The organism is Parageobacillus sp. NEAU-HV-2, assembly GCF_059115485.1.
Genome location: NZ_JBXUJJ010000004.1, coordinates 18,883 through 43,822 on the forward strand (window position 1 = coordinate 18,883; position 24,940 = coordinate 43,822).

Genomic DNA, 24,940 nt, shown 5'->3' on the forward strand with positions numbered 1-24,940 from the left:
TCATGTTTTTTGCCTCCTTTAATTTATTTACTCGCAGGAGCTGTAGATGTGTTTTTGCTTGGCGCGCTAAGCATTAGATGCTGGATAAAGAAAAACGCTCCTACGTTCATCACAACATCGCCAATACTGATGACTTGCCGGCGCGGGTATGGCGGTGAAAGTGGAATGATATCGCCTAGAAACGGCAACAATGTTTCTGATGTAATCGCCTGATGTTTGCCATATACTCCCGCTTTAAGCGCGTCTATGTATTCGCGGCCAAGAAATTGCGCCGCTTCGATCGATACCGGCATCCTTCCCCCATTGAGCGCCATTACGATAAAGTTTAATAGCACTCCGGCAAAAATAACGATAAATCCAGGTTGGTTTCGGTTAAGCCAGAGAAAAAGGAGACCAATCACATATACAAGAAGAAATAAGGCGTTGCTTAGTTTGGCAATGATCGCAACTTTATCTTGCAAGGCAAAAATAACGAACTGCACCGCCAACAATAATGGAAACAACCATCCCCCGCACAGCTTCATATTGGCGAGGCCTTTCAAACTTCCTCCACGAAAAAAGCCGATCACAAGCGATAGTAAAATGCCATCATAAACCATTATGTTTTCTCCTCATCATTACATACACAGAAGATTCTGTGTTTTCAAAACCCATTTTCTTCTATAATTCATTAATATCGATTTTTTCCGACAATGTAAATAGTACTTTTAGGCTAATTTTAGTAATTTTTTTCTATTTTCCCTAAAATTCATGGTTATTAGACAATTTTCCCAACTAAATTCGACATTTTCATCATCTGTTTACCATTGTAAGCACAAAAATAAGGATCCCCTATACTATTGACAGGGAATCCTTAATGCATTTATATACGATTTTCTTGTTGGTAAGACGCACAAGAACCTTGGCAATTGTCAGCAAGAGAACAACTAGCACATTTTCCTTTTGAACTTTTCTTAATGTGGCGGACAAGCATCCAACCGGCATAACTAAAAATAACTCCGCCGATCACAATATTTGCGATCATCGTTCTCGCCTCTTTTTCCAAAAATTTTTAATGAAAGAAGGAAGTCACTTTTTCCGATGACTAACATAACTAGTCTTCGAGACTACATTACTCATGAAAATCCAAGCAGCGTTCCACCTTGATAAATAATGAAAGAAATCATATAAGCAATACTTAACGCACAACCGATCGAAATAAACGTCCATTTTCTTGAACCAGTTTCTTTACGGATCGTCGCCACCGTTGCTAGACATGGGATATAAAGGAGCACAAACACCATAAAGCTAAGCGCCGATAGCGGCGTAAAGTGTTGCGTGATTGCCCCTTGCAACAAGTCCATATCTTTTGCATGGTAAATAATATTCATCGTCGAAACAACGACTTCTTTTGCTAAAAATCCTGTTATGAGCGACGCACCCGCCTGCCATGTTCCAAAGCCGATCGGCATCAAAATCGGCGCGAGCACACCGCCTATCACCGCAAGAAAGCTGTCATCCATGGAAACGCCAATTCCTTTTGGTCCAACATACGTCAATAACCAAATCGCAACCGATCCGCCGAAAATAAACGTACCAGCTTTTCGAACAAATCCTTTTCCTTTGTCCCACGTGCTTCGCCACAATGTCAACGCTTGCGGCATCCGATACGGCGGTAGTTCGATCACAAAAATGGAGCTTTCATTCTTTAATAATGTAGAGGAAAACAGCTTCGCCAAGCTAAGCGCGACGACAATGCCCAGCACGTATAGCGAAAACACGACGAGCGCTTGGTTTTTCGTAAAAAAGGTGCCAGCAAATAACGCATATACCGGCAGGCGCGCCGAGCAAGACATAAACGGCAGTAACAAAATCGTCAACAGCCGCTCTTTTGGTTGCTCAATCGTTCGTGCGGCCATGACGCCGGGAACGTTGCAGCCAAAGCCGATAATCATCGGAATAAACGCCTTCCCGTTTAAGCCAATCGCCTCCATAAACCGGTCCATGACCATGGCGACGCGCGCCATGTATCCGGAGTCCTCCAGCAACGAGATGAAAAAGAAGAGAATGAAAATTTGCGGCACAAAGACAAGCACCCCGCCAACCCCGGAGACGATTCCGTCCAATACGAGCGCTTGAATGAACGGCGATGCTCCTACAAGCGCCAACAGCTTAGACAGCCAATCCGTTAACGGGCCGGAAAAAAACTGATCCAGCAAATCAGCGAGCGGCGAACCAAGCCAGTCAAACGTTAACATAAACATGATATACATAAATGCTAGAAATATCGGCAAACCTAAATATTTATTGGTGACGACGGCATCGATTTTCTCCGTTAATGTAAGCGGCTTTTGCTGGAATATAACCGTTGATGTTTCGATGGCATGCGCAATCCATTTGTCGCGCGCGTCATAAATATGTTCGGCTAAAGGTCGGCCGAGCGCTTGCTGCGCCTCATCGCGAATCGCCATAAGCGGAGCGATGTCCATATACGTTTGCAAATAGGCGTGAATACGCTCATTTCTTTCTAAAAACTGAAGCGCAAGCCAGCGTTTCGCTGCCGGCAAATCGTCAGGCAGCTGCTCACCAATTTTTTGCACGGCCGTTTCCACATCTTGGCCGTAATCGATCGCAACATGCCCCCCGCTTTGTTTGGACAGGGACAAAATCGTGCGAACGAGCTCTTTCGTTCCTTTTCCAGTGCGGGCAATCACCGGAACGACAGGAGCGCCGATGCATCGCGACAGTTTTTCCGCATCAACTTTGACGCCGCGCTTTTCTGCTACGTCCACCATGTTTAACGCGACAATCAACGGCTTGCCAAACTCCAGAAGCTGCACGGTTAAATGCAAATTCCGCCGCAACTGGGAAGCATCGACAATGTTGACAATCGCAGAACAAGGTTCTGTTAGTAAAAAGTTGGTCGCCACCCCTTCATCGCGGGAAAGCGGCTGCAGCGAATAGATTCCTGGAAGGTCGACGATTGGAACACCGTGCTGCCGCAATACGCCGACCTTTTTTTCTACCGTTACTCCGCTCCAGTTTCCGACATATTCATAGGAGCCAGTCAAATTATTAAACAATGAAGTTTTTCCCGTATTAGGATTGCCGAATAACGCAATATATGATGACATCGATTATCTCACCCCAATGCAAGCAGCCTCTTTACGCCGCAGACAAATGTATTGCCCATCGACCTCTACCATTACCGGTCCGCCAAACGGCATTACACATTTCACGCAAACTTTTTCGCCTTCATGCATCCCCATATGAAGAAGGCGTTGTCTCACTACTTCATTGGCTACTGCTAGATTTGTAATAACGGCCTGTTGCCCTTGTTGAAGATCAGTCAAAACCATCTTTTCCATCCCCCAGACAATAATGATTCTTTTTTTCAATTAGCAATATGTAACGCGGGAAAATTTATAAAGTGGTGTTTGGCATTTTCCTAATTTAAGTAAGAATGGTTTTCATCGTAGAACAATAATGATTATTTTTCTCAATTAATATAATACCACAATTTACGATTTTGCAAGTGATTTTTTTCACACTTTTTTTATCGTCACAATAAGTTCAAAAATACAATGCGATATTTCCGCAAAAAAAGTGAGAAGGAAAAAGTGGATCAACCCACAATTTCTGCTTAAAAAACGGGTCCCCGGCGAGGAGCCCGTTTTTTATGAGGCTAAGTTTAACGGAAACACAATTCGTTCCGCAAGCTCTGGAATGTCAATAAATGGGTTGCGATTTCCTTGAATGAAAAAAATAGCGCTATTACGGTGTTTCTCATAAATGGTCGCTGGAAATTGCCGATGCCAGCGAATCAGAAGCGGAACGTCGATTTTGCCCCGAAACGCTTTGGCGATGGCATGCGGGTAGCGCAGCAAAAAATAGAGCGTCGCCCGCGCCACCGTTCCTTTTCCGTATTCCGGCTCGAAATAGCCATTTTGTACGACGCCGCAGCGGTTTTGAATCTGTTCTTCCGGTGATTCCGGATTATAAAACGGAAAATCGGCGTACGGAAAGTTTGAACGCAGCGTATTGCATTCCGGCTGGCAAACAAAGAGATGATGCAAATCCCCTTTCATCGGCTCCCTTGCGCCAAACCATGATTGCGGCACGACATGCTCCGCGTTAAACTTCCATTGCTGTTCGATCTTTTTTATCCGATTCCCTTCCTCCTTCTTCCATTCTCTCGCTTTTTTCAGCAATTGCCGAAATTCATCATAGCGCTTTTTCATCGTTTCATAATCTTGAAGGATTAATGTCTTCGGATCTTTCTTCTCTCCCGAATAAATGCTTCTGACCGTCCCATCCGGCTGCAAATCGACCCATGTATATAAATATTCATCTTTGCTGAAAAAATAAGGCAGCCGCCGTTTGTGCGTACGCGAAACGAGTTCATGATATTTCACAAACAGCGTAAGTCCATCCCCTTCTATTGGCACACGACGGTAATACCGATGCATCGCTTGGATGTCTGCCTGTTCATTGTAATACACATCCATTTGTTCTTCGATATGCTTGAGATGCTCTTGCAAGACGTCCAATTGCTCACATGGATCATCCCCTTGCCATTGCTGCAGTTCTTCTAATTGCTTCTGTATGTCCTCCATTCGTTTCACCTTTCTCCCTCTTTTCCCTTTGTATTACAGTTTACCACGTTCGCACTATTTCGTTGCCAAAAAAATAAAGTCCGCTCCCAACCCTTGAGCGAACTTTACCGATAAGGCCTAGCGCATTATAAACGACGTGACGCCAAACAGAACGGCAGCCATCCCCGCCGCGATGAATGAAGGGACTAATTTGGTTCGCGCGTATTCCATCACCGGCAAATCTAAAATCGTACATAACGTCACCGTATTATCGCTCAGCGGCGAGGCAAATGCCCCGAACGTCCCACTCGCAAACACGGCGCCAATCACCGGCAAAATATTCGTACCTGACTGATGCGCGAGCGTGATGCCAAGCGGCATTAACATTCCCCATGTCCCCCATGAGGAGCCGATAAAATAGGAAATGACCGCACCAAGCAAAAACAGCACAGGGGCCACAAAATATTGCGGAATCCACCCTTTTACATGATCGGTAATATACTGCGAAAATCCCAAATCCTCCGACACCGCCGAAAGCGCCCAAATAAGAGCCAGCATTAAAATCACGGAAATTAATTCGTTTCCGCCTTTCACAAAATGTGTCAACAAATCATTTAATTTAAACTTTTGCAAGAGAAAATAAACGAACGCAATGATTACTGTTAAAAATAATGCTTCTAACATAGCACCAAGCGCATCACTGCGCAAAAACGCATCAAAAAACGTTTTGGCCCCTTTATGTCCGTCCCACCAGCTTAAAAACAACGTCAGCACAAGCACAATGGATAACGGAACAATTAAATTCCACGGCTTGATTGGTGTTTCCTTATCATACGCGCGCGGGCAAGTTTGCATTTCTTCTCCTTCTTCCCCTTGCGCCTCGTTCGGACTTTCCTTCTCTTGTTTATTCGTATGGACTTGATTTTCTTCGGCAAACTCAAAGTTTAGCCGTTCGTTCCATTGGCGGATCGGCGCATTCTTTCCTTCACCCTCTGCCGCGGCTCGTGTTTGTACTTTCCGTGAATATTTAAAAAAGCTGTAATAAAGCCCAACGATAATAATCGTATAGGAAAAAAAGTTAAACGGAATGCTTTTGACATACACTATATATGGCTGTGCGCCAATACCCGCTGTTTTTAGCGCTTTATCAATCACGGAAACCATATAGCCGACAAATGCCGTCGCCAGCGGAATAAGCGCTACCACTGGGTTGGACGTCACTTCAATCGCAAACCCGATTTGCTGCGAAGATAATCCGAGGCGTTTTTTTAACGCCTTCATAATCGGCGCAATCGTCACAATGCGGAAATCAGGGTCGCTAAACGTCACCATCGTCGAAACCCATGTTAACATTAACGCGCTTTTTGCTGATTTTACTTTTTTACTAATCAGATGCACAAATCCTTTAATCCCGCCCGTATACTTAATCATGCTAACCAGCCCGGCAAAGACATACAGAAAAATCATGATGCGAATATTATTCGTCTGCATAATATTCTCCACTAAATACGAAAGCATCGTACGCAAGCCGCCAAGCAGCGACGGGCTCATTAAATAACTGCCTAAAAGCAGCCCGACAAACAAGCCAGGGATCACTTGTTTTGTCCAGATCGATATCGGAATCACCACTAAAAACGGAAGCAACGCTTTCCATGAAGGTTCCATGAATTCCTTCACTCCTTTTCTTTCTTCTTTAAAGTATGGGCATCGATCAGTTTCTCTATGCTATAGTAAGTGCATTGCGATTTATTTTCATGCAAAAACGCCTAAACCGTTAATTAATATTCCTATTATTAAAAAAAATTTTGTAATATAAATGATGAAAAAGTAGAAGGGGGGAGAGGAAGAAGTGAATATAAAACCTGGGGATGTATTTACTTGGCAGCGCACATTTACAGAAGAAGAAATACGGCAATTCGCTGAGTTATCTGGCGACAAAGGAAGACACCATATGGAACGAGATGAGAAAGGCCGGCTGATGGTTCAAGGATTATTCACCGCCAGCATCGGCACAAAAATCGGCGGGGATTTAAACTACATTGCGAGAGAAATGCATAGTGAGTTTATCCGCCCCGTGTTTTCCGGCGATACGATCACATGCGAACTGACGATCACCGATGTCGTCCCGATGGACGGATACAAAAAAGTGGCGATGAAGACGGTGTATCGAAATCAACACGGAAAAGAAGTATTAATAGGAACAAGCACAGGGATCATCAGAGACGAGGAATCGTCCCAATAAACAAAAAAGGCTGTCGCCTTAGACAGCCTTCACCGCTTCACTTTGATGCAACGATGTTAACGACAACGTGTGCAGCGTAATTTCCGGTTTTGTGCCAATGCGGATGTTTACTCCCGTTTGCCCTAATCCTTCGCTAATGTAAAACGGCTTGCCGTCGAATTCGTGATAGCCTTTAATCATATTCATCCGCACTAGTTTTCCCATTTTGACGAGATGATACGGCTTTGGCCAATGAATTTGTCCGCCGTGAAAATGCCCGGAAAGCAAATAATCAAAATGATAATGGCGCATATGCAATACAATATTCGGGTCGTGCGTGAGTACGAGATTTAAGCCATCGTTTACATGGGCATACGCTTTTTCGATGTCACTGCGCCCTGTATAAAAATCATCAATGCCGATGATATTCACCGTTTTTCCTTTAATGAAAGCCGTCTTTGTTTCATTTTGCAAAACGATGCATCCATATTGTTCTAGCGTTGCTTGTAAATGTTCGAACTGCTCTCCTTGTAAAACGTAGTCATGGTTGCCGAACACCGCATACATGCCGTATGCCGGGTTTAGTTTTTGCAATGCCGTCAAGTACGGACCAAGTTTGGGAATGCTTGTTTCACGGTCAAGAAAATCGCCGGTTAAGGCAATCAAATCGATTGGCTCATCTTTTAGTTTCTTATATAGGTAGTCAGGGGAAATCGATAGTTTTTCTAAGTGAAGATCCGATAAATGCAAAATACGGACGACGTCTTGATCATTCTCGCGGCAGCGTACTTCCACTTTATGCAAAACCGCTTCATACGTATTGCGGTGCGCTTTATAAACCATAAATAAAAGAAGCATTAGAATAATAAAGACAAAAAAGAATATCATGCTCTCTCCTCCCTATTTACCATTATAGTAAATGGGAAGAAAGAAAAAAGAGGGAGTTAATGGATCGGCTGGTAACCGTATAATGTCAACAGCTTCTTTTTCGACATGAATAAATATTTCGGCGGCCGCCCCACCGGTTGAAAACGGAGTTGAGCAACTGCAGTCATCGGAATGAGCACGATTGTTTTAAACCACTTATAAAATGGGTTGACGATAGAAAAGGTTTCAAATCCTAATCGCTCGCATCCTTTGTTTAACATTGTAATGCCGATAATCCCTTTGATTTCCGGAAATTGTTCATGATTGCGGACATAATGGGCAACGTAAGGAAGCCCGGCTTTTACTTGTTCAAAAATATAACGGCCTTTTTTAATTTCGCTATCGAAACGAAGCAGTTCGCGAATAAGACGGACGTTATGCAAATGAATTTTTAAGAGAAGGTCATTTTTTTGTATTTTCGTTCCGTCTGATAACACCACTTCCCTTCCTTTATATCTCGTTATGCGGACGCGAAAAATCGGCTGGCAGCCGCTCCTTGTCCTTCCAACATACTCAAGCCTGGTACATGCGTAATAAATCGGATCAAGCGCCCCCCAAACCGCCAAAACGCATTGTCTTGCTTTTTCCTTCATATGCTCCCCTCTTCCAGTTATTGCTGATGTACATTTACATTGTGAAACATTTTCCCGCGGTTTATGAATGGATAAAAAAGGGGATAGACAAAACACATAAAAATTCATATTTTGTACAAACTCGATAATAATCTTGTTTATCAGGTGATTGACATGAAAACTGTACTCTTTCTTCCATTGTTACAAATCCCCTCCGGGCATCACCAGGCGGCGGATGCGTTAAAAGAAGGACTTCTGGCTATTGATCCACAGTTACAATGCCATAAAGTAGAACTGCTCTCATCGCGGCTAGGAAGAGGGGAAAAGCTCGTTTCCCATATTTATGTAAACTGGATTCGTCATTTTCCTAAAACATACAACACCTTGTACTATTACTCCGTCGTCCGCCAGAAAAAGAAACAACCATCATTTCCGCATTACGAACTGCTTTTTCGTGAACATATAAAAAATATAGTGAAACATGTCCAGCCAGATATCATCGTCTGTACACATTCCTTTCCTTCCTACTTGTTAAACCAGCTCAAAAAAAACGGGGAACTTACCAATCCGGTCGTCAACGTCTATACCGATTATTTTGTTCATGATTTATGGGGAACGGAAGCGATTGATTGCCATTTTATCAGCCATCCTTATATGAAAATGCAGCTGCGTAAAAAAGGAGTTCCGGAAAACCGCATTTGTGTAACCGGCATTCCGCTTCACCCTGACATAACGAGCGGAAAAAAGAAAAAACAAATGAATCGCTCCCGCTATTTCGGGCTTATTTCCGGCGGCAGTTTAGGTATTGGCACGCTTAAGCATATGTGGAAAAAAATTTCTCCCGACGATCCAATCGATTATTATGTCCTTTGCGGGAAAAACGAACGAATGTACAAGCAGCTGCAAAGCGAAAACCACCCGCGCCTTATTCCGCTCCCTTACATTTCATCACGCCAGGAGATGAATGCGCTTTATGATCAAGCAGATTTTATTTTAACCAAACCAGGCGGCGTAACCATTAGTGAATGTTTATATAAAAGACTGCCGATTTTTATTTATGATACGCTGCCGGGACAAGAGGAAATCAACTTTCGCATATTGAAACGGCATCATCTCGTGTTTGATTTTTTAAACTGGAAGGAGTTGCGTAATATTTCCAATGCCATTCTTTCTATTCTTCACTCTCCGCAAATCACGCACTATTACGACCATGTCGAACAATACCACCGCCAGCTTTCTGCCGAGCACCCAGCAGCTTTGCTCTACACTAAGCTCGCTTCCTTGAAAAAGCCATTATTTCTCGGCGCAAACGATCCTGCAACCGACAAAAGGAAAGGTCCGTCTTTTTAGACAGACCTGAATGGTACGTCATCTAATGTAAAGGGCTGTTTAAGGGCGAAAACGGAAATGGGCGTTCATCTGCCCCTTTAACATTTTTTCCCGCAGCTCTTTCGTCATTTCCTGGCGGATTTCCCGTGTCGGAACCCCTTCTTCCCGCTTATCAGCAATCTCCATTAACTGTTCGACATCGGCGAACGAATATTTGCGAATTCCGTTCGAGCGATCCGGAAAAATCAACTTTCGCTCTTCATAATAGCGGATTTGCCGTTGCGATAACCCGGTTAATTCACTGACGATGCCGATAGAGATGACTTTTTTGAATTTATAGGAATCCTCTTTATTCGTCATCCTCTTCACCCCTATGTCATATTTTCTAACATAATTATACTGATTTTTCGCCATTCATAATTATTTTTGTAAGGAAAATTAACATATTTTTTAATTTTATTGTAAAGTGGCTTAACAAAATAAATGTAATATGAAGAAAAACACCGTATATTAAGAAATAAATACGGGGAGGGAAAATGATGGGAAAACTGATGCGCACAGCAATTACGAAGCAAAAGCGCTTTTATATTGATAGGCTGTTGCAAACTGGCTTGTTTCATGACTCTGCCGCACTGCAACAATGGACGGTGAGCGAATTGCAGAGCGAATACGAACGGTACGGAATGCGAATGAAGAAGCGGGGGAATGAACATGGACCAAAAAGCTCTTGAGCTGGCCAGACGGATCGTCGAATTAGATTTGCAGCGCGACGCGATGTTTGAACAATTAATTCAATTAATCGGAGAGCACGCTTACGAAGTGCTACGTTTCGTCCAAAACCGTATATAACGGCAGAAAAGGACAGCTGGACGCTGTCCTTTTCTTTTTTGCTTGCCTGCAGTTCTTCCTGTTCTTTTGCATCTTATGAATAATCCAAACCGCAGTAATCATCCAAAAACCGTATGAATACAAGCTCCTCTGATTAATGAACAGGACGATGGTTTAATAATTTGTCGATGATCTGTTCACAGCGCTTGACTCGTTCTTCCAATTCGTCGGTCTTTTTTTCTAATGATAATATATATTCGCGGATGGTAATAGGAGTTTGGAGCTTCTGTTCGAGTTGCTGCTCTAGCTGTTCCCGTTCTCCGTTTACCGCAAGAAAAATGCGCATCTCTTTGCCAAGCACCTGATAAATCGCTTGATGAATCAATTCGCTGTACCTGGCCTTAATCCAGTCGCACTGAAGTTCATTGGTGCATTCAATGATGACCCAGTCATTGTCAATAGTTGCGGTCGTGTTTTTGAACCACGTTTCAAAGGAAGGAACAGATATTTTCGCTGCGATTTTCTCTTTCACCTGATCCCAAAACGAGCTCGTCTGACCTTCCATCCTAATCATCTCCCTCCCCTAGTTTTTCAACCAACCAATAACCTGCAATTTAACATGTCCACCGAGAAGTCTCCCACCTCTAAACAGAGTGTAGGTGGGAGAGGTTCATATGCCTAGGTATGTAATCGCATCCCCCCAACTTTGTTTCATGCACATCTTCTCTCATTCTTGCGGGCGCCATAAATGTTCGTTTAATTTCTTCCTTATTTCGTCTGGAATCGGCTCCGGCCTTTGCGTTTCAAAATTAAAATTGACGTAAACCGATCTTCCTTTCGCGCAAAGCCGCCCGCTTTGATGAATTTCTTCGTAAATAGTTAGACTTGTGTTGCCGATACGCTCGATTCCTGTATAAACGGTCACTTCCTTGCCATAATAAATTTGATTCACATAGTCGACTTCCATATGGATAATCACCATTCTCCAATTCTTAAAGGAAAGGTCGGGAGTAAACATTTTAAAAATTTCTTCCCTCCCGGCTTCAAACCAGACCGGAATCGTCGTGTTGTTAATATGGCCGACGCCGTCCGTTTCGGAAACTCTTGGAACAATGACAGTTGTAAACATTGGCATCCTCCATTCCATGGTTTTTAAAATGCAGCTCATTTTAACTAAACAAGAAGCGACTTCAATCATTACGATAAATAGTGTTTTGCAGCAAATGAACCGTTTCAAATAAAAATGCAAAGGAAAGCCGGATCAGGCTTCCCTTTTCTTCACCGTAGCACAGCGGCCGTTTCTATCAATATTCTTCCTGCTTATTCGTCTATCTTATTTCGGCTCTGTCACCACACCTTTAAAAGCAGATTGGTAAATCGACCGTATATCGTCCTCCAGCAATGGCAGCGGGCTGCGCGCCAGCAGCCGTTTTTGCTGGGCAGCATCTTTCGTTAAGCTTTCCAATGCGCTCTCTGGGATGTTAAAGCCGCCGAGCGTTCTTGGGATACCGACATCGCGTACGATTCGCTCCAGTTCTTCGACGCATCGGTAGGAAGCTTCCTCTTCGGAAAGATAGCTCGAGTTTCCCCCTAATGCATTCAAAATATCGGCCATCCGCTTCGTGCAGCTTTTACGAATGTATCCCATCACATACGGAAGCAATACGGCGTTCGATTCGCCGTGCGGAATATGAAACTGTCCGCCGAGTGGATAAGCAAGCGCATGAACTCCCGCGACACCCGCATTGAAGAACGCCAATCCTGCTAAATAGCTGCCGTTGCTCATATCAATGCGCGCTTGCTTGTCCTCCCCGTTTTCGACCGCTTTGCGCAACGACCGCGCGATCAAACGAATCGCCTGCAGCGCCAATCCGTCTGACGTTGGGCTGGCATTGACGGATACATACGCTTCGACCGCGTGGGTTAGCGCGTCAATCCCGGTTGCGGCCGTCACCCGCGGCGGGACGGAAACGGTTAATTGCGGATCGACAATGGCGGCATCCGCCAATAAGTAGTCGTGAGTGACAACGTCTTTCGTTGTCTCTAACGATAGCACGGAAATGTTCGTGACCTCCGATCCCGTTCCGGATGTGGTCGGGATTAATATTTTCGGCAAGCCCTTTTTTTCAATCTTTCTAGTTCCTGTCAAATTAAGATAATCGGCAACCGAGCCCTCGTGTGCGGCAAGCACCGCAGCCAATTTCGCCAAATCCATCGCGCTTCCGCCGCCGATGCCAATGACGAGGTCAAATTGGCCTTTCCGGGTAAAAGTGACCACTTTTTCCCCTGTTTCTAACGGCGGCTCTGGTACGACATCCGTATAAACGTGAACATCATAGCCCTTTTCCTGAAGCGGTTTTGTTACTTGCCCGACAAGGCCGATTTTCTCTAGCACTGGATCGGTGACAACTAATATCTTTTTCGCCGAAAACCGTTCCACCTCCGGGACTAAATGTTCCAACGCTCCCCAGCCGACATAGCTAAGCGGTGTAAATACGATGCGTGCGACTGACATTTGGTTCTTGCTCCTTTCTTATTTATAATGCCCTTCCGTTGATTGGCGAAACTTTTTAGTCCCATCTTCGTAATGAAGGGGCATTTATAAACATCTAGCATGGTCTAAATGCAAATGAGAATCGGCAACATAGCGGATATCTTCCGGTCTCACTTTCGACTATTCCAACCGATAATGCAAACATCATTCCACACTTTCTTTCTATGCAAATACCGTACCAATCTGAAAAAGCATGTTTATCTAATAAAATTAGTATCTATCTTCTTATAAACATGATGAAAAAATTCACCATTAAAAAGGAAAAATCATGGCAACAGCGAAATAAATGCATTGTGACCGTTTTCACCGCCTGGTGAAATCATTCACCATTGTAAAGGAGGGATCGAATGACAGCCATCATCGCTTCCGAGATGCTCGAATTTTCTTATCAATCCTTGTACCGCCTCTTCCATCTCCTTCATCAACTCCCTTACAAGCTCCCGAGCCGGCATATTCCTTGCCAAACGATACCCCTGCCCTGCCCATAAGGACATCATTTGTGGGTCATTGGCCTTGGCGGCGGCGCTGCGAAGGGGTTTTGTCATATGATGAATATGCGGATACGCTGCAGGGGCGAGCACGTCATATTCGGCGAGAAAACGGTTGACTAGTCCGCGCGCAGGACGGCCTGTAAACGCGCGGGTGACGGCGGTTGCTTGAAACTGTGGGTCGACGAGGGCGTTTTTGTGCAGTAGACTCGCTCCGCTTTCCGGACAGCGCAAGAAAGCTGTCCCTAATTGGGCAGCACACGCCCCCACCGCCAGCACCGCAGCAATATCGCGCCCGTGCATGATGCCGCCAGCGGCAATGAGGGGGAGGTCTACTGCCTCGCGAATTTGCTGCAGCAAAACAAGCAAACTTACATTCTCATCCGCCGTTTCATCATTGCGAAATGTCGCGCGATGTCCTCCCGCCTCCGGCCCTTGCACACATAGCGCGTTCGCTCCTTGCTGTGCCGCGATTTGCGCTTCAGTTTTGGAGGTAACGGTGACAACGACAAAAGAGCCATTGTCTTTGAATTTGCTGATGATCTCAGATGAAGGGCAGCCAAACGTAAAACTGACGACAGGAACTTTTTCCTCATACAAAACCGTCAGTTTTGCCTCCCAATCGTCATCGTCCCATTTAGGCTCACCAAGGGACACTCCTAACCGCTTTGCCTCTTCTTCCAACATCTCTTTGTAGCGGCGCACCACGTTCTCGTCTACATCATTCTCGCTTGGTACAAACACATTAACGCCAAACGGCCGATCGGTCAGCGCTCGAAGCGCGACAATTTCTTGACGCATCTCTTCCGCCGTTTTATAACCGCCGGCCAAAAAGCCAAGTCCACCAGCTTCGGATACCGCCGCAGCTAGCGCTGGCGTCGAAACCCCACCGGCCATTGGCGCTTGAATAATAGGAACAGAAAGGGAGTGCAACATCTTTTCTCCTCTTTTCTTGTATTTTGTTTCCTATAAAATTTCGCAATATGTCAGCAAAATTCCTGCTAAAAGCCGACTCATGCAACGAAAAAGAACGTCTTCCTCATCCTTTTTCTCTTCCTTTGAGTTCAAAATCATTCACTGCTAACATTTCTTTATTATTCCAAAGTAATATCAAGACCATTGCTACTATTGCCAATATGCCTGCAAAATAAAAGCTGGAGCGAATTCCCATCATTGAATTTAACACCCCCGCGAAATAGGGGCCTCCAAACATCCCGATAGCGTAAATTGCCTGATACGTTCCCATTGCCGTTGCTCGCTTGTCATCATCAATCGATTCAATAGACATTCCTAATAATAATGGAAATAGTAATCCTAGCGAAAATCCATTACATGCTTGTATAATACATAAAAGTGCTTTTTCCTCAATAATAGGAGTAATAAGAGTAAAAATGGCACTGCAGAAAAACGCCAACGTTAATGATTTCCATTTGCCTAATAGCGGTACAATCACCTTCCCTATAAAAAACGTTGCTAGCGCATGAGGAATCATAAAAGAAAACACAATGATACTTAAATCGCGCTCTTGAAGTCCTATCTTTAATGCGTATGCTGGTATAAATCCAAACATGGTAGTAAAAATGATGCTATGAGCTAAAATAGAAAGTATGGAAACCTTTAATAGCAACGGTTCCTTCATTACTACTAAAAGATCCCTTATTTGGATAGATGATTGTTGATTGCCTGCCTTTCGCGGTTCATAAATGAAAAAGGAAAAGAGTGTGCCAATAATCCCTAAGGCTCCTCCTATCCAAAACGGGGCATGCCATCCCCATTTATCCACAATATAGCCGCTGCATGTCATACCTATTAGTTGGGCCAAAACAACTATAAAGGAAATTTTGCTCATTGCCTGATGTACTTCCTCAAATCGAAAATAACTGGAATACAATACCGTAAAAGCAACCCATGTTGCAGCAGCAATTCCAGCAAACGACCGCGAAATAAGTGCCCATCCTAAACTATCCGTTAATGCAAACATTAAACCGCTCATCATTGCCATCAACATACCAAGGATAATAAACGGCTTTCTTCTTTTTACAAAATCAGAAGCTACGCCTATAGGAATACGAAATAAAAATTGCATCAGACCATAGCTGCCTAAAACTGCCCCAACAAATATATATGTTCCTCCCAATAACTCAATATACGGTGATAAGATAGGCATATAAATAAAAAGAGAAAGCCAAAAGAAAAACGAAACTGCCAGAAATATAATGCGGTCTATCCTAGACGAATATTTATGCACCCTTCTCCCCCTCATTATCCTTGGTTAAACGTTAATTAAACAATGCATAATTTCTCCTGCTTTCCCTGATGAACCAAATTCACGTATTTTTTGCTTTACGGTATTTTTTACTTCTTCTCTTCCCAAACCAAGATATTTTCTTGGATCATATAAAGCATCATTTTCACTCAATGCACTGCGAATGGCACGAGTAAATGCTAATTGGTTTTCTGTATTTACATTAATTTTGGCCGTCCCTAGCGCGATTGCCTTGCGAATATCATGAAGGGGAATTCCCGTTCCGCCATGCAAAACAAGTGGGACGCCTGTCAATCGCTGAATTTGCTCCATTTGTGAAAATCCTAGCTTTGGCTTCCCCTTATACGGGCCGTGAACAGATCCTAATGCAGGAGCTAGACAATCCACACCAGTTTCTTTGACAAATCGTTCACATTCTTCTGGAACTGCATACATCGCCTCTGCCTCATCAACAATCATATCGTCTTCTTGTCCCCCAATTCTTCCTACCTCTGCCTCTACAGAAACACCGAAAACCCGTGCGGCTTCCACTACTTTTTTTGTCTCCGCAATGTTCATCTCTAAAGGATGATGTGAAGCATCAATCATGACAGAAGTAAACCCTGCATCCATCGCCTGCAAACATTGTTCATACGACGATCCGTGATCCAAATGAAGAGCGACCGGAACCGTAATGTTATACTCCTTTATTAATTCTCTCACCATTGCTGCGGCTACTCGCAGTCCGCCTAAATGAGGAATATACCCTGGGCTTACGGCCAAAATCACTGGAGCCTTTTCTTCTTCAGCCGCCAAAAGAATAGCTTGGGCAAATTCTAAATTATTAATATTAAAATGGCCAATCGCATATTTGCCCTCCAACGCTTTACGTAACATACCTGTCATCGATACTAATGGCATCTCTCTTTCCCCTTTCTGACAAACGTCTGTTTCTATTAGAAGTTTTCCATTTTGAATAAATAATAGAGAGTGTTATTTCTGTCGAAAACACCATTGTCAACAATAAGGAAAGAGTATCAAGCTCAAAACGCTTGATACTCTATACAATTACCAACGTGCTGTAACCATCTTCTTACGTGTATAAAATTCGACCCCATCCATTCCGTTTGCATGAAGGTCACCATAAAACGAATTTTTCCATCCAGAGAATGGGAAAAACGCCATCGGTGCCGGCACGCCTAAGTTTACTCCTAACATCCCCGCATCAATTTCATCGCGGAATTTGCGAACATTGCTGCCATCTCTCGTATATATGCAGGCTCCATTAGCAAATGGAGATTTATTAGCCACCTCAATTGCTTCGTCCAATGTATTTACTCGCACAATGGATAAAACAGGAGCAAAAATCTCATCTTTCCAAATTGTCATATCCGTTGTGACCCGATCAAAAATCGTTGGACCGATATAATAACCATTAGCATTTGTTGCAGCATCTTTGCGGCCGTCTCTCACTAAAAGTGCCCCTTCTTTTTCCCCAAGCTCAATATATTTTACTGTCCGTTCTTTATGCGATTCGCGAATGACTGGTCCTAGAAATACATCCTCATCTAATCCATTTCCAATTTTAATCTCATTCGCCGCTTTTACTAATTTCTCTGCAAATGTGTCAGCGATGTCTCCAACGGTCACAACAACCGAAGCAGCCATACATCTTTCGCCAGCCGATCCAAACGCTGCATTTATAATTTGTTGAACCGCTAAATCTAAGTCTGCATCTGGCATCACAATGGAGTGATTTTTCGCCCCAGTGAGAGCTTGAACACGTTTTCCATATGCAGCTGCTGTCTTATACACATACTCGCCGACAGGTTGGGAACCAACAAAGGAAATGGCCTTCACATCAGGATGCTCTAATAATCCGTTCACCACCTCATGTGCCCCGTGAACAATATTCAAAACACCATCTGGAAGCCCTGCTTCCTTAAACAGTTCAGCTAAACGATTGGCAAGCATTGGCGTACGTTCCGATGGTTTTAAGACAAACGTATTTCCGCAGGCAATGGCTAATGGAAACATCCAGCACGGCACCATCATCGGAAAGTTAAACGGAGTAATTCCGCCAACTACTCCAATTGGATAACGGTACATCCCTGATTCAATACCTGTTGCAATATCAGGGAGCTGTCTCCCCATCATCAGCGTAGGCACTCCCGCCGCAAACTCGACACATTCGATACCGCGTTGGACTTCCCCATATGCTTCGTTATAGCTTTTTCCGTTCTCTAACGTTACTAAGCGAGCAAGCTCTTCCCAATGTTCAACAAGCAGTTGTTGGTACTTAAATAAAATCCGAGCTCGACGTGGTACGGGCGTTTTACTCCAAGTTTTAAATGCTTCTTTCGCCGCTGCGACAGCTTTATTTAAATCCTCTTTACTGGAAATAGGAACATAAGCTAGAACCTCTCCTGTAGCTGGATTCGGAACCACTTCCGTTTTTCCGGAAGTTGCTTCCACCCACTGTCCACCAATATAGTTTTTTAATGTTTGTACTCCAGCCGTTGTTGTCATGCTATTCTTCCTCCTTGTTTTATTTCACTACTATTTGATCATTCTTATATTTCTGAATAAATTCTTCAATTTGCTGTAATGTCGGCATCGCGTCTGAGCAGCTATGGCTAGAAATAACAATGGAAGCAGCTGCTGCCCCATATTCCATTGCTTTAGGAATATCCCATCCTTGCATTAATCCGTAAATAAAGGCGGCTGCATACGAGTCTCCCGCTCCGAACGTTTTGATAACATTCGCTGGGAAAATCGGGCCCTTGAATTTCTCGCCTTCTTTTGTATACGCAATCGAACCGTCTTTCCCATGTTTGATAACGACGATTTTTGCCTGATAATTAAACCATCTTTTCGCCGTTTTCTCATCATCATTTCGATTGCTCTCAAATTGCTCCATCATATCGAATTCTTCTCGTGTTCCGATGATGACATCGCATTTTTCTGCCGCTAGATTATAATAAATAGCAGTTTCCTCCTGTGAATTCCACGTATAAGGACGATAATCGAGATCAAAGAAGACGACAACACCATGTTTTCTTGCATAGTCGAGCGCTAAGAATACCGCTTCCCTTGATGGGCTTTTCGCCAAAGCCGTTCCCGAAATTAAGAGAGCTTTTGCTTGTTTAATATAGTCCTCTTTAACATCCTTTGGTTCTAGTTTTAAATCAGCGACATTATCCCGATACATGAGAATGCTGCAATCAGTTGGGCTTTTAATTTCAGTGAACGCAAGTCCCGTCACACTTCCTGATTTATCAGTAATAACGTTTGATGTATCAATATTATTTTTTTTCAAATAATTGATAATGAATCTCCCCATCTGATCGTCTGCCACACGACCAATAAATCCTGTTTTCATTCCAAGTCGAGACATTCCAATCGCGATATTAGCAGGAGAACCTCCTACATATTTCGTAAATGTTATCGTTTCTTCCATCGGACGGTTAATTTCATTGGCGTTTAAATCAATACATAACCTGCCGATTGCGATAAAATCTATCGGTTTCTGCGGATCAAATGTTAAATATTTCATCAAACCGCCTCTCTTTTCTTTATATGGATGATGAATGTTTGGCTGCTAACTTGCTTTCCATTACCCATTCATGGTCTGGATCATTGTGGAATTTCCATGTTCGAACTGGTCCCGCCATGACATTTAAGTAATACACTTCATATCCCGGCGGTGCTGCAACAGGATGATATCCTTTCGGCACTAAAACAACATCCCCGTTTTTGACTACCATTGTTTCATCCAACGAACGATCGTCAGTATACACTCTTTGTATAGCAAATCCATGTTCCGGATTAATTTTATGATAGTATGTCTCTTCTAAATATGACTCATGAGGTAGATTATCTTGATCATGCTTATGTGGAGGATAGCTTGACCAGTTGCCTTCTGGTGTAAATACTTCCACTACTAGTAAACTATCAGCCTGTTTTTGTTCCGGAAGGATATTGTGCACCCTCCGTTCAATATTTCCCGCACCTCTTACTTCTACTTCCACTTCACTTGGGTGAATTAGCCGCGCAGAATGGGTGCCTTTCCCTGGCGCTAAACAGACAGCTAATTCGAGATCAGTAACCGCTTCTACTTCATAGAAATCTCCCGATGGAACATATACAGAATAAGGAGGGATTTTTTCAAAAACGTTCATTCGTTCACCGATGTTTTCCCACTGTTCATGCCAGGTCAATACATTTGCTTTTCCGCCGAGAAGAACAAGGCAAGCTTCTTGATTTTTCGTTTCTCTCCGTAATTTTTGCCCTTTTTGCAAAACGTACACTTCAAATCCAATGTATTTCCATCCGGCAGATTCTGGTGTCACCCGCACTACATTCCCTTCTCCATTCGGCGTGTGACTCGAAATAACTAACCGACTCATTTATTTTCTCACCCCTTCATTGTTGTCTAGCAGCCATCAAAGCCTGAACGGTCGAATCAATATAATCCTTTGCCATTTTTGCATACTTATATGGGTGCGCAACAGCAGGATCCTGTTCCGCTTCAACAATAATCCAACCATCGTATTTGGTTTCCATTAATCTTTCCAAAATTGGAGCAAAATCAATGCAACCATCTCCCGGCACAGTGAACATCCCGCGTAATACAGCGCTACGAAAATCAAGCTTTTCCTTTCGCACTTGCTCCAGGACGTTAAGTCTAACATCTTTTAAGTGGACATATTGAATACGATCTTCATATTTACGCAATAACTCTAGCGGATTATAGCCTCCGTATAAAGCGTGACCCGTGTCATACAGCAGATGGACAAGGTTCGGGTCTGTTGACTCCATTAAACGATCAATCTCATCTGCTGTTTCTACTACAGTACCAGCATGGAAATGATAAACCAACTTCATTCCTAAAGTCTGGCATAGTTGAGCTGCCCTATGTAATCCTTCTACCAATGATTTCCATTCGTTATCCGTTAATTTTTTGATCGTTTTATCCTCTGAGGAACGGCGAGGATCCCAGTGCATCGATCCTCCCATTTCACACACAATAACGTACTTACAACCCATTTCATGCAAATAATTCACCCATGTCTGAAACGACTGCAGCTCCTCTTCCAAACGCGTTTCATCAGAAAATAATACACCTATAAATTTGCTTGCTAGTTGAATTCCGTATTTTTCTAGCTTCGATTTTAATGATGGAGGATCTTGTGAAAAAAGCCTCCCCATTTCAGTTGCAATATACCCCAGCGACGCCATCTCCGATAATACTTGATCCTGCGTATAATGGTCGCCAAGACCAGGGATATCATCGTTAACCCAGCTGATTGGGGCGATACCGATTCGAAATGGATTGGTTATTTGCTTTTTTGGTTCCATTTTTGTACACCTCGTTTTGTCAGTATTTCCGTGCCTTTTTCAGCTCATTCTCTTTTCTCATATAGGCTTCCCTTACTTTTGGATTACGGGAGGTCCCTGCAATTCCAACATGCCACCACGATTCATAGCCATGTGTCATCGTCTTTGGTAGAACCTTAATATCAATTAACGTTGATACAGTTTGTTTTTTCGCATCCTCGATTGCTTCCTTTAGCTGTTCAAGCGTGTGTACCTTATACGTTTTCACGCCATAGCCCGCAGCACTTTGCGCAAAATCGATGGCGATGAACTTTCCGTCCAACCGTCCCGTTTCCGTATTACGATAGCGGAATTCTGTGGCGAAGCTGCCCATTCCATTTTCCATTTGTAGGTTGTTAATGCATCCAAAACCAGCATTATCAAATAGTACAACATTGATTTTTCTCTGTTCTTGAATACTCGTAATCAACTCTGAATGAAGCATTAAATAACTACCGTCGCCTACAAACGCGTATACCTCTTTATCCGGCTCTGCCATTTTTACTCCAAGAGCCCCAGAGATTTCGTACCCCATGCACGAATAGCCGTATTCCATGTGATACGTATTCGGTTTACGCGATACCCACATTCGTTGTAAATCGCCAGGTAAGCTTCCTGATGCTCCGATGATAATCGCATCTTCATCAATAAGTTCATTGATCACACCTATTACTTCGGTTTGCGTTAAACGGGATTCGAATGTTTCGGAAAACTCTGGTAAAGCTTCATCAAGATGCCCGGCGATTTCTGGTACAAAATCCTTCCCGGTGTATCTTACTTCATACAAGCGTTTTAATTCAGCGTCCCATTTTGATTTTGCTATTTCTATTTCATTTTGATATCCTGAGCGATAACCGACCTTCTCCAGTTCCCGCTCAAGGGCAAGAAGCGCTAGTTTGGCATCTGCCACGATTTTCACCGCATCTAGCTTATACGCATGATATTCCGATACGTTAATGGTTAAAAACTCTACGTTTGGATTTTGGAACAACAGTTTTGAACCGGTTGTAAAATCGGAATACCGTGTACCAATACCAATAACAAGGTCTGCCTCTTTGGCAATCATATTCGCGGCCAGATTGCCGGTTACCCCGATTCCTCCGAGATTGTAAGGATGGGTGCTTTCAATGGCGCTTTTGCCGGCCTGTGTTTCACCATAAGGGATATGAAACTTTTCAGAAAATCTTTTTAATGTTTCGGCTGCTTCCGAGTATCGGACACCGCCGCCGCAGATAATAATCGGCTTTTTCTTTTTACAAATGAGATCTACTGCATCTTTTATATCCGATGCGGTCGGCACCCGACGCTCGATGCGATGGACACGTTTTCGGAAGAAGTATTCTGGAAAATCATAGACTTCACCTTGGACATCCTGCGGCAGGGCAATAGTGACTGCACCAGTGTCGGCCGGGTCCGTCAGTACCCTCATCGCATGAATCATTGCTGTCATGAGTTGTTCCGGACGGCTGATTCGATCCCAATACTTACTGACCGCACGGAATGCATCATTTGTAGAAATCGTTAAATCGTGATAATGCTCAATTTGCTGAAGAACTGGATCAGGCTGTCTTGTTGCAAACGTGTCCCCTGGAAGTAACAAAACTGGAATATTATTGGCCGAAGCAGTTGCTGCAGCTGTTACCATATTTGCTGATCCTGGTCCTACCGAAGAAGTACATGCCATAATTTGCTTTCGGTGTTTTTGTTTTGCAAAAGCAATTGCAGCGTGGGCCATCCCTTGTTCATTGCGACCTTGGTATACTTCTAATTCCCCAGGATCTTCTTCAAGCGCTTGGCCAATTCCAAGTACATTCCCATGTCCGAAAATTGTAAAAATTCCTTTGACAAATTTTTGTTCTTTCCCATCGAATTCGACATATTGCTGTTTCAAAAACTTAATCAACGCCTGTGCTGTCGTCATCCGAACTGTCCCCATAATTTTTCTTCCCACCTTTCTCACGTTTTGCTTAATTCAAAATAGCTGCTTAATATTTTTTCCGTTTTCTCTTTAGCTGTTTTAATCGTTTTTTCTATATCCCATTCCCAATACTCCGGTCGAAACAGTTCTACTGAAGCCATTTCGTCATAACCAATCTCCTTTAAAGCATGCAAAATTCGATTTAAATCAATAGCCCCATCTCCCGGCCATACACGGTGATGGTCGCGCAGCGCTCCAACCGGTAAATCTTCACAATCATCAATATGAAATACGAAAATTTTCGACGGGTCTGCCACTTGTAAATCTTCGATACGGGAATTCATTGCGTGAAAATGGAAACAATCTAGCACAATACCAACATTATCTCGATTCACTTCTTGGACGATATCATACGCTTGAGCAAAAGTATTGACTGAACAATTCGGGTACCCACAAAATTCCAATGCCAACCGTATTCCATATGGTTCTGCTAATTGTGCTAGCTCGTGTAACACTCGAACCGTTTCTTTTTTTATTTCCAATTTTGTATAATCACCAATGTCAAAGGTCGGAACAGCAATCACCGTTTTACAATTAATTACTTCGCCAATCTGACATAAAAATTGCAAATCGTTTCGTATTTGTTCATATCCTTCTTGATCTCTGAATGTAATAAACTCTAATGCATTAAATGCATACGGTTTGATTCGATGATGTTCAAAAAATGTTTTTAAGTCTTCTACGGTATGGTCAACGAGAAACTCTCTTAACTTATCAAGTCGGATTTCGATCAAGTCATATCCATATTTTTCGCAAAGTTCTAAGTTCTTTTTTAATGTGGAATTTTTCAGCGTAGTCGCTTCGTTAAACGCGATTTTCATTATGATTTCCCCACCCTACGATTTGCGATTTTTACGAGAATCAATAAATACAGCAACAGTAATAATGACTCCTTTTAAAATTTGTTGCCAATATGGAGAAACATTTAACAAATCTAGTCCGTTATTCATCACACCAATAATAAGCGCACCAATAATCGTACCGCCAATCGTGCCAATCCCACCAGAGAGACTTGTACCGCCAATAACAGCCGCTGCGATTGCGTCTAATTCATACATCAACCCTGCTGTCGGCTGACCAGATGATATACGTGATGTTAAAATAATTCCAGCAAGCCCTGACAACAAACCGGCATATCCATATACGAAAATCTTATACTTATCTACATTAACGCCAGCAATAATAGCGGCTTGTTCGTTGCCACCGATAGCATATACATATTTGCCAAATTTTGTTTTATTTAAGAGAATATATGAAATAAACCCTACTAACCCAAAGATAATAATTGGAACAGGAATCCCCGCCAACGTTCCTTGGCCAATAAATTTAAAAGAATCTGATAAATTTCCGATTGGTCTCCCATCGCTGAACAATAATGCCGCTCCTCGTGCAGCCGTCATCATTCCTAACGTGACAATAAACGGAGCAATGTTAGCTTTGGAAATAATGGTTCCATTGATAATACCTGTAAGAAGTCCCAAGCCTAGCCCAATGATAATCGGGACGACAACCGGGTACGTATCTGGATGTGCGAAACTAGCCGCGACAACAGAAACAAGAGCAATTACAGATCCTGACGATAAATCTATTCCAGTGGTAATAATAACGATTGTCACGCCGATAGCGACGATCCCTACGACAGACATCTGTCTAACGATGTTTAATAAATTTCCTGTTGTGAAAAAAGTCGGTGAAAGGATTGACATCAAAATGATCAACGCAACAAGGATCATTAACATGCCATATCGATTTAAAAATCGATAGACTTTTTCTTTAGAGGTAGAAGATACACTCGATTTTTCTCGTTTATTGGTAACAGAAATTTGACTTTCCATGTTCATTCCC

Annotated in this window: 26 protein-coding genes; 4 read left to right on the forward strand and 22 right to left on the reverse strand. The window is 43.1% G+C overall.

The features are described from left to right. Positions 1-23: 23 nt before the first annotated feature. The 6 genes from AC1WMD_RS08470 to AC1WMD_RS08495 form a co-directional block, all read right to left on the reverse strand. Positions 24-599, reverse strand: coding sequence for a DUF5317 domain-containing protein (locus tag AC1WMD_RS08470; protein WP_494256725.1), 576 nt, complete (start codon positions 597-599; stop codon positions 24-26). A gap of 263 nt (positions 600-862) precedes the next feature. Then, complete coding sequence (locus tag AC1WMD_RS08475) at positions 863-1,024, reverse strand: FeoB-associated Cys-rich membrane protein (protein ID WP_494256727.1); 162 nt, start codon at positions 1,022-1,024, stop codon at positions 863-865. Positions 1,025-1,115: 91 nt separating this feature from the next. Beyond that, positions 1,116-3,113, reverse strand: a complete 1,998-nt coding sequence (feoB, locus tag AC1WMD_RS08480; RefSeq protein ID WP_494256728.1) for a ferrous iron transport protein B — start codon at positions 3,111-3,113, stop codon at positions 1,116-1,118. Positions 3,114-3,116: 3 nt separating this feature from the next. Continuing rightward, on the reverse strand, positions 3,117-3,338 hold the full coding sequence (locus AC1WMD_RS08485) for a FeoA family protein (protein WP_043904503.1): 222 nt from the start codon (positions 3,336-3,338) through the stop codon (positions 3,117-3,119). Positions 3,339-3,656: 318 nt separating this feature from the next. After that, a complete protein-coding gene (locus tag AC1WMD_RS08490) occupies positions 3,657-4,595 on the reverse strand; it encodes an endonuclease I family protein (protein WP_043904502.1) in 939 nt (312 codons plus the stop codon). Positions 4,596-4,712: 117 nt separating this feature from the next. Beyond that, positions 4,713-6,239 carry a Na+/H+ antiporter NhaC family protein gene (locus AC1WMD_RS08495; RefSeq protein ID WP_494256730.1) on the reverse strand — a complete coding sequence of 509 codons (1,527 nt, stop codon included), beginning with the start codon at positions 6,237-6,239 and terminating at the stop codon, positions 4,713-4,715. A gap of 184 nt (positions 6,240-6,423) precedes the next feature. On the opposite strand from AC1WMD_RS08495, the gene AC1WMD_RS08500 reads away from it, so the two are divergent. Beyond that, the gene (locus AC1WMD_RS08500) at positions 6,424-6,816 is read left to right on the forward strand and encodes a MaoC family dehydratase (RefSeq protein ID WP_494256731.1); all 393 of its coding nucleotides are present in this window, start codon (positions 6,424-6,426) and stop codon (positions 6,814-6,816) included. Positions 6,817-6,834: 18 nt separating this feature from the next. On the opposite strand, the gene AC1WMD_RS08505 is transcribed toward AC1WMD_RS08500, so the two are convergent. Further along, the gene (locus AC1WMD_RS08505; RefSeq protein ID WP_043904499.1) at positions 6,835-7,683 is read right to left on the reverse strand and encodes a metallophosphoesterase; all 849 of its coding nucleotides are present in this window, start codon (positions 7,681-7,683) and stop codon (positions 6,835-6,837) included. Between the two features lie 56 nt (positions 7,684-7,739). Beyond that, positions 7,740-8,315 (reverse strand): YkoP family protein, encoded by a 576-nt coding sequence (locus AC1WMD_RS08510; RefSeq protein WP_043904498.1) that lies wholly within the window; start codon positions 8,313-8,315, stop codon positions 7,740-7,742. Between the two features lie 153 nt (positions 8,316-8,468). Here AC1WMD_RS08510 and AC1WMD_RS08515 point away from each other — a divergent pair, with 153 nt between their 5' ends. After that, positions 8,469-9,644, forward strand: a complete 1,176-nt coding sequence (locus AC1WMD_RS08515; protein WP_494256733.1) for an MGDG synthase family glycosyltransferase — start codon at positions 8,469-8,471, stop codon at positions 9,642-9,644. A gap of 39 nt (positions 9,645-9,683) precedes the next feature. Here AC1WMD_RS08515 and AC1WMD_RS08520 read toward each other — a convergent pair whose 3' ends face one another. Continuing rightward, positions 9,684-9,983: a MerR family transcriptional regulator gene (locus AC1WMD_RS08520; RefSeq protein WP_017434246.1), complete on the reverse strand. Its 300-nt coding sequence runs from the start codon at positions 9,981-9,983 to the stop codon at positions 9,684-9,686. A 179-nt stretch (positions 9,984-10,162) separates the two neighbouring features. Here AC1WMD_RS08520 and AC1WMD_RS08525 point away from each other — a divergent pair, with 179 nt between their 5' ends. Together AC1WMD_RS08525 and ykzB are read left to right on the forward strand one after the other, a co-directional pair. Then, positions 10,163-10,354: a Fur-regulated basic protein FbpA gene (locus AC1WMD_RS08525; protein ID WP_494256735.1), complete on the forward strand. Its 192-nt coding sequence runs from the start codon at positions 10,163-10,165 to the stop codon at positions 10,352-10,354. Beyond that, complete coding sequence (gene ykzB, locus AC1WMD_RS08530; protein WP_494256736.1) at positions 10,335-10,472, forward strand: protein YkzB; 138 nt, start codon at positions 10,335-10,337, stop codon at positions 10,470-10,472. Before AC1WMD_RS08525 ends, ykzB begins: the two co-directional genes overlap by 20 nt. A 133-nt stretch (positions 10,473-10,605) precedes the next feature. Here the strand turns inward: ykzB and AC1WMD_RS08535 are convergent, their stop codons facing one another. The 13 genes from AC1WMD_RS08535 to AC1WMD_RS08595 form a co-directional block, all read right to left on the reverse strand. Then, entirely contained in the window at positions 10,606-11,016 is a 411-nt protein-coding gene (locus AC1WMD_RS08535; protein ID WP_494256738.1) for a DnaA N-terminal domain-containing protein, read from the reverse strand. Positions 11,017-11,178: 162 nt separating this feature from the next. Further along, complete coding sequence (locus AC1WMD_RS08540) at positions 11,179-11,580, reverse strand: acyl-CoA thioesterase (RefSeq protein WP_043904494.1); 402 nt, start codon at positions 11,578-11,580, stop codon at positions 11,179-11,181. A gap of 204 nt (positions 11,581-11,784) precedes the next feature. Further along, positions 11,785-12,966 (reverse strand): iron-containing alcohol dehydrogenase, encoded by a 1,182-nt coding sequence (locus AC1WMD_RS08545; protein WP_494256740.1) that lies wholly within the window; start codon positions 12,964-12,966, stop codon positions 11,785-11,787. A gap of 362 nt (positions 12,967-13,328) precedes the next feature. Beyond that, positions 13,329-14,429, reverse strand: a complete 1,101-nt coding sequence (locus AC1WMD_RS08550; RefSeq protein WP_494256742.1) for an NAD(P)H-dependent flavin oxidoreductase — start codon at positions 14,427-14,429, stop codon at positions 13,329-13,331. Positions 14,430-14,532: 103 nt separating this feature from the next. Then, positions 14,533-15,741, reverse strand: a complete 1,209-nt coding sequence (locus tag AC1WMD_RS08555) for an MFS transporter (protein WP_088124125.1) — start codon at positions 15,739-15,741, stop codon at positions 14,533-14,535. A gap of 24 nt (positions 15,742-15,765) precedes the next feature. After that, complete coding sequence (fba, locus tag AC1WMD_RS08560) at positions 15,766-16,659, reverse strand: class II fructose-1,6-bisphosphate aldolase (protein ID WP_494256744.1); 894 nt, start codon at positions 16,657-16,659, stop codon at positions 15,766-15,768. 147 nt (positions 16,660-16,806) lie between these two features. Further along, on the reverse strand, positions 16,807-18,267 hold the full coding sequence (locus AC1WMD_RS08565; RefSeq protein WP_494256747.1) for a CoA-acylating methylmalonate-semialdehyde dehydrogenase: 1,461 nt from the start codon (positions 18,265-18,267) through the stop codon (positions 16,807-16,809). A 19-nt stretch (positions 18,268-18,286) separates the two neighbouring features. Continuing rightward, positions 18,287-19,294, reverse strand: a complete 1,008-nt coding sequence (iolC, locus tag AC1WMD_RS08570) for a 5-dehydro-2-deoxygluconokinase (protein WP_043904488.1) — start codon at positions 19,292-19,294, stop codon at positions 18,287-18,289. Positions 19,295-19,313: 19 nt separating this feature from the next. Then, positions 19,314-20,147: a 5-deoxy-glucuronate isomerase gene (gene iolB / locus AC1WMD_RS08575; protein WP_494256749.1), complete on the reverse strand. Its 834-nt coding sequence runs from the start codon at positions 20,145-20,147 to the stop codon at positions 19,314-19,316. A 16-nt stretch (positions 20,148-20,163) separates the two neighbouring features. Further along, complete coding sequence (iolE, locus tag AC1WMD_RS08580; protein WP_494256750.1) at positions 20,164-21,099, reverse strand: myo-inosose-2 dehydratase; 936 nt, start codon at positions 21,097-21,099, stop codon at positions 20,164-20,166. Between the two features lie 19 nt (positions 21,100-21,118). Continuing rightward, positions 21,119-23,053 (reverse strand): 3D-(3,5/4)-trihydroxycyclohexane-1,2-dione acylhydrolase (decyclizing), encoded by a 1,935-nt coding sequence (gene iolD, locus AC1WMD_RS08585; protein WP_043904485.1) that lies wholly within the window; start codon positions 23,051-23,053, stop codon positions 21,119-21,121. A 20-nt stretch (positions 23,054-23,073) separates the two neighbouring features. Continuing rightward, on the reverse strand, positions 23,074-23,916 hold the full coding sequence (locus AC1WMD_RS08590; RefSeq protein ID WP_494256752.1) for a sugar phosphate isomerase/epimerase family protein: 843 nt from the start codon (positions 23,914-23,916) through the stop codon (positions 23,074-23,076). Positions 23,917-23,931: 15 nt separating this feature from the next. Continuing rightward, on the reverse strand, positions 23,932-24,936 hold the full coding sequence (locus AC1WMD_RS08595) for an ABC transporter permease (RefSeq protein WP_494256754.1): 1,005 nt from the start codon (positions 24,934-24,936) through the stop codon (positions 23,932-23,934). Between the last annotated feature and the right edge of the window lie 4 nt (positions 24,937-24,940).

Bases quoted from the DNA above. Each gene is read 5' to 3' on its own strand.
- AC1WMD_RS08470 (WP_494256725.1), bottom strand. From the start codon at position 599: ATGGTTTATGATGGCATTTTACTATCGCTTGTGATCGGCTTTTTTCGT.
- AC1WMD_RS08475 (WP_494256727.1), bottom strand. From the start codon at position 1,024: ATGATCGCAAATATTGTGATCGGCGGAGTTATTTTTAGTTATGCCGGT.
- feoB (WP_494256728.1), bottom strand. From the start codon at position 3,113: ATGTCATCATATATTGCGTTATTCGGCAATCCTAATACGGGAAAAACT.
- AC1WMD_RS08485 (WP_043904503.1), bottom strand. From the start codon at position 3,338: ATGGTTTTGACTGATCTTCAACAAGGGCAACAGGCCGTTATTACAAAT.
- AC1WMD_RS08490 (WP_043904502.1), bottom strand. From the start codon at position 4,595: ATGGAGGACATACAGAAGCAATTAGAAGAACTGCAGCAATGGCAAGGG.
- AC1WMD_RS08495 (WP_494256730.1), bottom strand. From the start codon at position 6,239: ATGGAACCTTCATGGAAAGCGTTGCTTCCGTTTTTAGTGGTGATTCCG.
- AC1WMD_RS08505 (WP_043904499.1), bottom strand. From the start codon at position 7,683: ATGATATTCTTTTTTGTCTTTATTATTCTAATGCTTCTTTTATTTATG.
- AC1WMD_RS08510 (WP_043904498.1), bottom strand. From the start codon at position 8,315: ATGAAGGAAAAAGCAAGACAATGCGTTTTGGCGGTTTGGGGGGCGCTT.
- AC1WMD_RS08515 (WP_494256733.1), top strand. From the start codon at position 8,469: ATGAAAACTGTACTCTTTCTTCCATTGTTACAAATCCCCTCCGGGCAT.
- AC1WMD_RS08520 (WP_017434246.1), bottom strand. From the start codon at position 9,983: ATGACGAATAAAGAGGATTCCTATAAATTCAAAAAAGTCATCTCTATC.
- AC1WMD_RS08525 (WP_494256735.1), top strand. From the start codon at position 10,163: ATGGGAAAACTGATGCGCACAGCAATTACGAAGCAAAAGCGCTTTTAT.
- ykzB (WP_494256736.1), top strand. From the start codon at position 10,335: ATGGACCAAAAAGCTCTTGAGCTGGCCAGACGGATCGTCGAATTAGAT.
- AC1WMD_RS08535 (WP_494256738.1), bottom strand. From the start codon at position 11,016: ATGGAAGGTCAGACGAGCTCGTTTTGGGATCAGGTGAAAGAGAAAATC.
- AC1WMD_RS08540 (WP_043904494.1), bottom strand. From the start codon at position 11,580: ATGTTTACAACTGTCATTGTTCCAAGAGTTTCCGAAACGGACGGCGTC.
- AC1WMD_RS08545 (WP_494256740.1), bottom strand. From the start codon at position 12,966: ATGTCAGTCGCACGCATCGTATTTACACCGCTTAGCTATGTCGGCTGG.
- AC1WMD_RS08550 (WP_494256742.1), bottom strand. From the start codon at position 14,429: ATGTTGCACTCCCTTTCTGTTCCTATTATTCAAGCGCCAATGGCCGGT.
- fba (WP_494256744.1), bottom strand. From the start codon at position 16,659: ATGCCATTAGTATCGATGACAGGTATGTTACGTAAAGCGTTGGAGGGC.
- AC1WMD_RS08565 (WP_494256747.1), bottom strand. From the start codon at position 18,267: ATGACAACAACGGCTGGAGTACAAACATTAAAAAACTATATTGGTGGA.
- iolC (WP_043904488.1), bottom strand. From the start codon at position 19,294: ATGAAATATTTAACATTTGATCCGCAGAAACCGATAGATTTTATCGCA.
- iolB (WP_494256749.1), bottom strand. From the start codon at position 20,147: ATGAGTCGGTTAGTTATTTCGAGTCACACGCCGAATGGAGAAGGGAAT.
- iolE (WP_494256750.1), bottom strand. From the start codon at position 21,099: ATGGAACCAAAAAAGCAAATAACCAATCCATTTCGAATCGGTATCGCC.
- iolD (WP_043904485.1), bottom strand. From the start codon at position 23,053: ATGGGGACAGTTCGGATGACGACAGCACAGGCGTTGATTAAGTTTTTG.
- AC1WMD_RS08590 (WP_494256752.1), bottom strand. From the start codon at position 23,916: ATGAAAATCGCGTTTAACGAAGCGACTACGCTGAAAAATTCCACATTA.
- AC1WMD_RS08595 (WP_494256754.1), bottom strand. From the start codon at position 24,936: ATGAACATGGAAAGTCAAATTTCTGTTACCAATAAACGAGAAAAATCG.